Genomic DNA, 10,000 nt, shown 5'->3' on the forward strand with positions numbered 1-10,000 from the left:
GGGTCTTTTGGCCCTTGGGATCGTGATGATTCCTGATACGATGAAGTTCAGACTTCTTCGAAGATATGCTTTCACTGCGGGAGTTCTTATGGACGTTCCTCGTATCGGAGTGGATCGGTTCATCAAATTGCCTTCCGATGACAATGAAAAAGTCAGAATCGCGCATAAGTGTTCTGATGTATTACAAAAACTTGATCTTATCGGATTTACGTACGGCGCGATTTCCAGTCATATGCCACTCGGAATGATGGACAACCCCGAGAAGCTGATTTCGATTGATAAGGGCGGAGAGAGCGAAAGTATAAACGAAACCTTTTTGGACGATATTGTTTCGAACGACGGTGAAAGCGATAGTAAGGAGGATCGCTCAAAAGAAGACGCGATTCCGGAAAAATCCTTCGATTTATTTCAAGCCTTACTGACCGACGCATTAAAACTAGCCCGTTATATAGCCAATGTCAGTCACAACGCTTCTGATAAAGACTATGTGATGGAGGAATTGGTTTACTATATCACTTACAACACCTCCAAAAAATATTTTGACGAACTTCTTGCAAATCCTTTGGTTTCCACTTTCAAAGAGTTCGAAGTAAACGTTAAAAGACTGAGAAAGATTGCGGAAGTGGAAATGAAGTGTGTTTATCCGCCTTCGGCATGGGCGTACCCCAAACCGAAATCCAGTCAAGTACTTTGTAAAAATAAAGTTTGGGATTGTCCAAATATCGTTATGGGTTGGGATATTCATGTAATTACGGCCCAAGAAGCCTTCGGTTGGGTCGGAACTAGTCTTCCTATTGATAACTATCCGAAATGCAGATTGGAAGAGGAATTGGATATTATCATCACAGAACCGGAAAAGCCGAAAAAAAAGTAAACTAACGTGAAACGTTAGCGTTTTTTACGAGAAATCGCCCTATTTGTATGATATATTAGTTCTAAATCCTTGCAATTTTCCGCGGGGAAACATGTTATTTAAAATGTAGCTTTTTTGAGTTTGGGGGATCTATGAAACGTTATCTATTCATTGCAGTGATTTGCATGTTGTCGACGGTCTGTAGCACTAACAAATCATCCGGTAGCGACCAGGTAAAAACCGAATCTAATTCTGCCGTAGCGAGAATTGTGTGGATTCTTGGAGATGTCAAAATTCTTTCCGACTCCGGGGAAAGAAAAGCGGAGTTGGGAGCTGTTCTTTCCTCTACCGATCGGATTGTGACCGGATCGAATGGGGGAGCCGAGATTATGGTTTCGGATAGTGGCGTTGTCAAAATGTCTAAAAATTCCAATATCGAAATCTCCACCCTTATGAATCCGAACGGGTTGGATACGAACGTTCAAGTGAATTACGGAAAAATCGTGACTATGGTAAAGAAAAATCAGAAAACTACCGAGTTTACCGTTTCCACACCGACTGCACTTGCGGGTGTTAGAGGAACTTCCTTTTTGACCTCCGTAGAAAGTCCGCAGGGATCCAAAATCAATTGTGCGAAAGAAAATTGTACCGTTCGTTTCGCTGTGATCGAAGGAACTATCGCAGTTTCTAAAAAGGGAGAATCTTCCGAAGTTATCCTGAACAAAAACCGGGAGCTTAGAATCGAAAAGAATCAAAAGCTTACGGATAAGTTGATTCGTTCGCTTCAAAGCGATTCTCTTATTGAAATGAAAGAATTGATCGTTCTTCATAAAAATGAAACTTTCGAATATGGAAAACTCGTGGAAGAACTTAAATCTTCCAGTGAAGAGCTTAAAATTTTGAGCCAGTCGGGTTCTGTAGAGGAAGTAAAGGCGGAGCTTCAAAAGCGCGAGGCGGATCGTAACAACGCCGACGAGGTTACGAAAATCGCTAAGGCCGTAAACGAAACCAAATATGTACAACAAGATGTACAGAAGGAAAAACTGAAATTAAACCCGAAAGAAAGTTTTTAAAATTTTAAATAACCCTTGAACTGCGTTGTGTTCTTACAAACCGGGGAAGATTTTCCCCGGTTTTTTTATTTTTAATCGAAAATCATCGAAAATTACGGATGATCGTTCTCTCGATTTTTTTATAATGGATTTCTTATTCAACCTGATGGAAAATAATAAACTCTTATGAAATTTATTTTTAATCCGATGCGATTGTTTACATTCTTCTTTTTTTTCTTATGGATTTTTATCGATTGTTCTTCCGTTCAAAAAATCGAAAACTTCAATTCCGTTTTACAGGAACCCACGTTTAAATCGCTTAAAGAGGAAGAAGCGATTTTTGGGGCAGGTTCCGATGCCGATTATAAAATTCGGAAGACGGGACATTCAACTCCTGTCTTTGTTTTTGCTCCTTTTAAGATACCGAGAGAGATGGATCCGAAACTTGCGGCTTTCTTAAGCGATGAGGTCCGACTGATTTGGGCGAAGGTAAAAGGAAAACAAGTTCGAATTGCAGATTCGGGTGGCAAAACCTTAGATGAGTTTGCGGAGACAATCAAAAAACTGGAAGTAGACGCCGTGATACAAACTGATATCCGCGAGGTTTCCGGGAAATGGATTGTAAACCAAAAAATCATAGATCCTGTGAAAGATATCGTTTATGGAAGTGTGGACGGATCTTTTCAAACTCCTCAAGTTGAGGACGAATTGCAAGCCAATCAGGTTTATTATCTAAAACACAATTCAGGAATTCTCGCACTCGATCCGAAATCTACTTTGGTTCCGGTGTGGGAAAAGTCTTTGAGTTCCGGAGAAATCGATTCGATTCTTAAAAAATCGATTCAAGGTTATCTTTCATTTAGCGCTTCTTCTGCGGATACGGAGGTTTTGTTTCAAGGTGAAAAGATCGGAATCGCATCCTTTCGAAATTATCCGTTGCCGGAGGGTTTGCAGCAGATTCAAATTACTCGTCCGGGGCAAAAAGACGTAATTAAATCCTTACAAATTCGTTCGGGTCAAACCATTTCCATTTATCAAGAATGGAAAGAAGATCGAACACTGGGAGGTTTGAGGATTTTAAGTTTTCCGGAAGCGCTTCAAGTGGCGCTAGACGGTTTAAAAACCGGGGAGACCCCGTTTTATAGAAGTAATCTTAGTCCGGGGGCGATACAGCTGGAATTGGTTCGGGATACTGAGAACGGGCCATTGGTTTATTATGAAGGTCAGTTGATCATAGAGGCCGATAAAATCACCGAAATTGCGCTGCCTTATAAAACCGACAATTTGGTGTCCGAGCCCGAGTTCTGGAAACTTTCCGGTGAAAAAGGGTTTCAGGCTTTTTCGGGAAAAACATTAGATTTTCAGAATGTTTCTTCTTTGTCCCCCGGCTGGTACGGTGTTTTTTCCGCTCCTTTTGTTCCCGAAAATATGGAAGTGAAAGGAATCATTCCGATCTCCTCCGAATCGGATTCTGGGATCGTGGCGATTTCTTTTCACACACCGAAAAAGACGATCAGCTTGGAATATGAAAAGGAAAGACTTAGCGTATATTCCTTTCCTTCCAATGGAGACAACGTTGGAACATACAGATTTAAAAAGGAAGACAAAGAAGACGGACGTCCGTTTCGGATCGTAACAGATATGAAAGAAAAAACGATTCGATTGTATTTGGGATATTCTAAAGTATTAGAGGATACGTTCGATGTTTCCGGTGTTTGGCGAATTTCCATCCTTACGAGAGGGGAGAAGTTTTCAAAACGTTCTCCGTTAAGAAATCTCAAGATCGAATATAAAGGATATAAATGAAAGGTTTGAATTCCATGAAAAACAATATCATATTCACTGTAGCACTCGTTTTAATTTGGGGGCAATTTACTATCCATTGTTTGAGTAAGGATTTTAGAAAATCTCAAACTCAAGACGCGATTCTAGAAAAAGATTCAGCGACTCGTGAAAAGTTAAAACGAGTTTCGAGAATTTTAAACGAAGGAAATTCTTTTTTTCAAAAAGGAAATTTTGAAAAGTCTTTGGAAAAAGCTAATCTTGCGGTGAATACGTATCCAACCGCACCGGGTTATTATCTTGCTGGGGTTTCCGAATACAAACTCGGTAAAAATCGGGACGCACTCGCTTCTTTGAAAAAAGGAACCGATATTGATCCCGAAAATGAACAGATTTTACTCACGTTAGGCATCATTTATACCGCTGAAGGTAAAAACGAGGATGCGATAGAAGTTTATGGGAAACTGGAATCTTTACCGGTTAAAGACAAATACAATTATTCCTTCAAAAAAGCGGTAATCTTAAAAAACCAAGGTAAGTTCGAACAATCTTACGAAACTCTCAAAAGAATTCCCGCAGAGGAATTCGCATTTCCCGCTCAATTGAACATGCAACTAGGAGACGCTGCGGTGCAATTGAAAAAGTATGAAGAAGCCGAGGTTTATTTCGAAGAAGCGAGGAAAAACAATCCGGAATTATTGTCCGCGAAAAAATCAGCCTCCATAACTAGAGTTGCTTCGGCTTTGGAAAATGGGAACCAGGCCATGAGAAAAAAGAATTATAAGGAAGCCGCTTCTCACTTTCAAACCGCGATTCAAAACGATCCTAAAAATCCCACACCTTATATCTTTCTTGGAAATGCTCGAATTTTAACGGGGGAATATGAGGCCGCGCTGAAAGCTTTTGAGAGTTCTCTCGCACTTAAGTCCGATTATCAAGAGGCGATTTCTGGAATCGCGGCGGTACATTATAAAACGGGAAATTACAGAAAATCGGTATCTGTCTTGGAAAAAGCGATCTCTCTATTTCCGAACAATGCGATCTATCAAAACCAAATGGGTTTGAATATGAAAGCCTTGGGTGAGCCTGCAAAGGCTCTCGTGTATTTTACAAGGGCCCGAGAGTTGGATCCGGCATTCGCGGAACCCGTAACAAATTTAGTGTTTTTATTGATCGCAGAAAATCGATATAAAGCCGCAAGAAAGGAAGCCGAGTCCTTAAAGTCTGAATCTGAAAAGAAACAGATCGTCTCATTTATCGATATCTCCGAACAGATTTACGAAGGAGATAAACATCTTAGAAGAGGAGATACCAAAGGAGCGAAAGTGTTTTACGAAAAGGCAAAGAAAGCTTCTTCGGAGGAACCTTCCGTTTACAATGCGTTTGGAAGGTTGTATTTCATTTCGGGAGATCCGAAGTCTTCCGAGGAAAATTTTAAAAAAGCCCTTTCCATAAATAAGCAAAATATTCCGGCGCTTCAAGGATTGATTCGCCTTTATTCTTCTCAAAAAAATCAAAACCTAGTTAGTCAATACACGAAAGAATTGGAAAATTTAACCGGTAACGATCCTTCTGCCGCAATCGTTTTGGGAAGAACTTACGAAGATAAAAAGGAATACGAAAAGGCAGAAAACGTTTATAAAAATCTACAGAAAAAATTTCCGAATAACGAAGCGGTCAATTTTCGTCTCGCGATGTTGTATTATAAGATTTCTTTGGAAGAGAACGAAAGAAACAATCACGATTCCGCTTTGAATTGGATTTCCAAGGCGGAGAAGTTAACCAAAGACATTCCTGAAATTGCGGAAACGAGAAAGACAATCCAGGAAAATCAAAAGTTTGGAATTGTGATTCCAATTATTCAAAAGGCGAATAAACTTTTCGATACTCATCAGTATGAAAAAGCGATACCATTGTATCAGGAGGCTTTTCAGAAAACTGGAAAGTTAACTCTATATATTAAAATTGCTGAATGTCATTTGGCTTTAGGAAACGAGGAAAAAGGGATTTCCATGTTGGAAAGCCCTCCGCCCGGAACTCGCAATCTTCAGACTCGGGAAGCGATCAATGCCTTTTTGCTTCGCAAGGGCGAAATAGACAAAGCCGAAGCTGGTTTTAAAGAGATTCTCGCTAAAAAACCGGATTCTTATTATAGTCATTATCAGATGGGAATCATACATCTTCAAAGAAAGGAATACGAAGCCTCGATTGATTCTTTTGATAGGTCTCTCCTTTTAAACATCGATTTTGTGGCGGCTAGGATCGGTAAGGGAATTTCCATGTATCACTCCGGAAATAAAAAACTTGCTAAGGAAGAATTTGAAACCGCGATGCAGCAGGATTCCGCGAACGAACTTGCGCCTTATAACATCGGGATTATACTTTTCAACGACAATCTTTATAACGAAGCGATTGCAATCTTTAAGGAAATCATTCAGAAAAATCCGGAATTTTCGGACGCTCACTACCAGATTTCCTATATCTATTACAAACGTGGAGATTTGGAACAGGCTGAAAAAGAGATTCGTAAGGCTTTGGATCTGGAAAGAAACGAAAAAAATCTCTTTGGTTTAATTCGAATTCTTTCCGAACAAAAAACGAAAATAACGAACCCTGCTATCAAAAAAGAAATTCTGGAGTTAGGAAGAGAACTTGCCGAGAAGTTTCCGGCTTCCCCTCATGCTACTCAGGCTGAGAGATTAGTGATCACAGACGAGGATAATCCCGTGATTTTACAGTCTTATCAAAGTAGGGGAAAGTTGATCGGTATTCCTATTTTAATTAATAATTCCGTAATATTAAACTATGGAACCAGTGTAGAGACCTTGGATAAAAATCGAGGAGTTCGCCTCTGGAGAATTCAAACGAAAACTCCTTATAAATTCTTATTGGCTGATAAACGCCTCGTCGGAGTTTCCGAAAGAAAACTCGAAATTATGGATCTTAAAACGGGACTCATATTAAGAGAAACAACGCTTCCTACCGGTGAAGTAAAAAAAGCGAATCTTTCCGGGGAAAATATTTTGATTGAAATTGCGTCTGGAAAAAATTCTAAAATTTACAGTTATTCTGATCAACTCGAATTGAACGGTTCGATCGTTTTTGAAGGTTCATTTTGGTCCGGGATTAAATCCGGTGTTTTATTTTCAGTCGCTCAGAAAGACGGAATTCGGACGCAAGTGTATGATTCTTCTTTAAAGGACTTAAATGCCAAAACGATTTCTCAAAAAGGAACCGGAGAACTCAGATTTTTAGGATCTTATGAAACCGGAATTTTCTTTTTGTCCGGAAAAAAAATAGTTTCAATCGATAACGAAAAATCCACTTCAATCGATCTGCCGAACGATTCCGCTTCTCAGTTCGTGGTTCGTTCTCCTTACCTTTGGTTTCGTGCGGGAAAAACTGTGTATCGCGTCGAATCAAACTCACTCAAAGTGACTTCATTTACCGTGGAAGCGTCCGACATTGAAGGAATTCTTCCGGGCAAGAAAGATGACGGAATTGTTTTATTTAAATCTGGGAAGGCGATCCGTTATGGAATCGACGGTAAACCGATTTGGTCTTATCCATTAAAGGATGATGAGGGAAAAATTTATTCTTTAGTTTATCGTTAAAAAATCAACAAGTGCGTTTTAAAATTTAATTTTATTCTATTAAACGTATTTGGTTTTATGGTAGATTTATTTTTTTGTGCTTACGGACTTGCTACTCGGGCGCATGAATAGAATACTATGATAAACTTATTTCGAAAATTAGAATGTTGGAATCTTCCCTAAAGTCGGAAATTCCCGATTTGACTTAATTTTTGAGAACCGTTGTAATTTTGCAAAACCGGCGGCTTATTTTCGAGTATCATTTTCATACATCCGAGTAGTAAAGGAGGTATTCTAAATTTAACGTAAATTCGGTGTAAGAAAAATTGGGCGAATAAGAAACTCAATGTTACTGTCTACGGCCTCAACATAATGCACCAATTCCTCGGAATTTAACTCAACGTTTCTTCCTAAACTCAGTAAACACCTTCCTATGGGTCGGTGTTTAGGTCGCGTTGTGGGGTAAGTTTCACAGAGGATTTGTCGGAATTCCGACAGATTTATCTTCGGATCCAAGTACTTGTGTGGTTGGTTATGGCTCTTTGTGAATCGCGTTAACTCAGCGAATGCCTTTCTATGGATCGGCATTCAGGTCGAAACATAGAATCGCTTTTGCATTTGTTATACAGACTCACGTTAGTTAGCGTTATGCTCTTTTATAAATGTTATCGTAGCAAAAGTTTATTTTCGAATCAGAATCTGATCGATATAATAGATTCTTTTTCCTTCTTTCCGTTTTTTTCTTTCAAAATGGGAAATGGGAATTTCCTTTCTTTCCAATCTGAATTCCATCGTTTCTGGTTTGAAAACTTTCGAATCTCTGAAAATACGAATTGTCTTTCTCGCATACGGGCCATAGTCCGTCGCGAAGGAAAACTTGCCTTTTTCCGGAAGAAGAACTTTAAGAGATTCTAGAAATTTGGAATTTATAGTTCTTTTTTTATGATGCCTTTTTTTAGGCCAAGGATCTGGAAAATTGAGTAAAATTTCGGAAAATAAGTTTTCTTCGAATACATCTGCCAAGAACCAATTGAAGTTAACGCAAAGAATTTTCACATTATCAAGGGAATGTTTTTCAATTTCGCGTATCGTGTGACGGATGCGGTCAAATTTCTTTTCCATCAATACGAAGCCCGTATTCCGTCTCTGAAGGGCCATGGTAATGGCCACTTCTCCCCAGCCGGAACCCAACTCTAAAAAATATGTCTCGAACACTTTTGAGAATAAATTTTCTTTTTTCAGTTTCCTTACAGGGCTAGCCTGCAAAAAATAATCCGAAACGAAAGGGACCCCGCTTGCGATTGACCAGAGTTTTTGTTCAAGATCTTGGGACATCGCTATCGTCAGGGAATTTTACACATTTTGTTTGTCTAATATAATACAGTGAAAATAAAATTATACGGCGTACGCGGTTCTCTTCCCACACCATTAAGTGAATCGGAATACAGGGAAAAAATTCTTAAAATTTTGAAAGCGGCTCATTCCGAAATCAAGCGGAAGAACGGGATGTTTTCAGAGGAGGGGTTTTTAGACTCTTTAGATCCTTCTTTATCCGGAACAATCGGCGGAAACACCACTTGCGTTTTTATACAAGCTCAGTCTGGAGAGCGTTACATCATCGACTGCGGATCTGGAATGAGACAATTAGGGAACGACCTACTTGCTGAGGGCCTAAAATCCGGAGATTCAATTCACATTTTGATCACTCATACTCACTGGGATCATATACAAGGTTGGATGTTTTTTAAACCCGCTTATTTTCCCGGCATAGATATTCATTTTTATTCTACCATCCCCAACCTTCAGGAAAGATTCGAAAGGCAACAAAACGAGGAGCATTTTCCTATTCCGTTTTCTGGTATGATGTCTCAAAAAACCTTTCACCTTTTGGAAAGGAATAAAAGTACGAGCATCGGATCTGTAAAGGTAACTCCCTTTCTTCTGAGACATCCGGGAAATTGTACTGGATTTCGATTTGAGGAACAGGGTAAGAGCTTTTTGTTTTGTACCGATGTTGAAGTTCAGGAACCTGATCTCGAAGAGTTCTCCGAGCTCAGGAAGTCTTTCGGAGAAACAGACATGCTAATCATAGACGCTCAATACAGCTCGGAAGAAGCCGAAAAAAAAGTAGGTTGGGGACATACCTCCGGTAAGGTTGCGATTCGTTGTGGAGAAATTTTGGAAGTTAAGCGATTGGTGTTGACTCATCATGAACCGGATCATCGGGACGAAGATATTTTTAGAATCTTTCATCAGGAATCCGGAGCTTCCACTAAGATGAAAGTTTTTTTAGGGAGAGAAAACGATTCGTTTTTTCTTTAGAAATCGTTCTTTTTTGTTTTGATTCTCTTTTAAGAATTCTGTTAAAAAGAATTTAGACTTACCGATCTCCACTTTCTTAAAAATCTTCTTTTATTTCGTTCGATTTGAGTTATTCTGGATTGCACTATGCAAATCGAAATGGGGCAACAGAAAAAAGTCACTATCGACGCTTTTGCCGATAAGCGCTTTTACAAACGGTTCCGAAAGGACAATCTAGTAAAAATGGTTCTCGGTAAGAATGAGATTTTGGGGAATCTAGAAGATATGAGCGTGATCGGAGCCTCGATCAGCTCACGAGAAGAAATTCTTTTGGGGGAGCGTGTAAAATTTATGTCTCCTTTGCTTTCTGTTGAAATCGAGGCAGATATTATTCGAAAAGATCTAGTTCAGGAAAAGTA

At 39.4% G+C, this 10,000-nt stretch carries 7 protein-coding genes (2 of these 7 running past the window's edge); 6 read left to right on the forward strand and 1 reads right to left on the reverse strand.

Features of this window, described 5'->3' with window-relative positions; all coding sequences use genetic code 11:
• The 4 genes from FHG67_RS00600 to FHG67_RS00615 all read left to right on the forward strand — a co-directional run.
• Window positions 1-874: the 3' portion of a hypothetical protein gene (locus FHG67_RS00600; RefSeq protein ID WP_004496351.1), read on the forward strand. 437 nt of this gene lie to the left of the window's left edge; the window shows 874 of its 1,311 coding nt (coding positions 438-1,311); its start codon lies off the left edge, out of view; the stop codon is at window positions 872-874.
• 131 nt (window positions 875-1,005) lie between these two features.
• A complete protein-coding gene (locus FHG67_RS00605) occupies window positions 1,006-1,926 on the forward strand; it encodes a FecR family protein (protein ID WP_026054400.1) in 921 nt (306 codons plus the stop codon).
• Window positions 1,927-2,091: 165 nt separating this feature from the next.
• Window positions 2,092-3,711 carry an LIC10124 family lipoprotein gene (locus FHG67_RS00610; protein WP_142499591.1) on the forward strand — a complete coding sequence of 540 codons (1,620 nt, stop codon included), beginning with the start codon at window positions 2,092-2,094 and terminating at the stop codon, window positions 3,709-3,711.
• Complete coding sequence (locus FHG67_RS00615) at window positions 3,708-7,301, forward strand: tetratricopeptide repeat protein (protein WP_142499592.1); 3,594 nt, start codon at window positions 3,708-3,710, stop codon at window positions 7,299-7,301. Before FHG67_RS00610 ends, FHG67_RS00615 begins: the two co-directional genes overlap by 4 nt.
• 660 nt (window positions 7,302-7,961) lie before the next feature.
• Here FHG67_RS00615 and trmB read toward each other — a convergent pair.
• Window positions 7,962-8,615, reverse strand: a complete 654-nt coding sequence (gene trmB / locus FHG67_RS00625; RefSeq protein WP_004500585.1) for a tRNA (guanine(46)-N(7))-methyltransferase TrmB — start codon at window positions 8,613-8,615, stop codon at window positions 7,962-7,964.
• 48 nt (window positions 8,616-8,663) lie between these two features.
• Here trmB and FHG67_RS00630 point away from each other — a divergent pair, with 48 nt between their 5' ends.
• Window positions 8,664-9,602 carry an MBL fold metallo-hydrolase gene (locus FHG67_RS00630; RefSeq protein WP_002620307.1) on the forward strand — a complete coding sequence of 313 codons (939 nt, stop codon included), beginning with the start codon at window positions 8,664-8,666 and terminating at the stop codon, window positions 9,600-9,602.
• A gap of 126 nt (window positions 9,603-9,728) precedes the next feature.
• Window positions 9,729-10,000: the 5' portion of a PilZ domain-containing protein gene (locus FHG67_RS00635; RefSeq protein WP_004500605.1), read on the forward strand. The gene runs 79 nt beyond the window's last position; only the first 272 of its 351 coding nucleotides appear in the window; it begins with the start codon at window positions 9,729-9,731; its stop codon lies beyond the right edge, outside the window.

It is taken from the genome of Leptospira weilii (assembly GCF_006874765.1).
Taxonomy (GTDB): domain Bacteria; phylum Spirochaetota; class Leptospiria; order Leptospirales; family Leptospiraceae; genus Leptospira; species Leptospira weilii.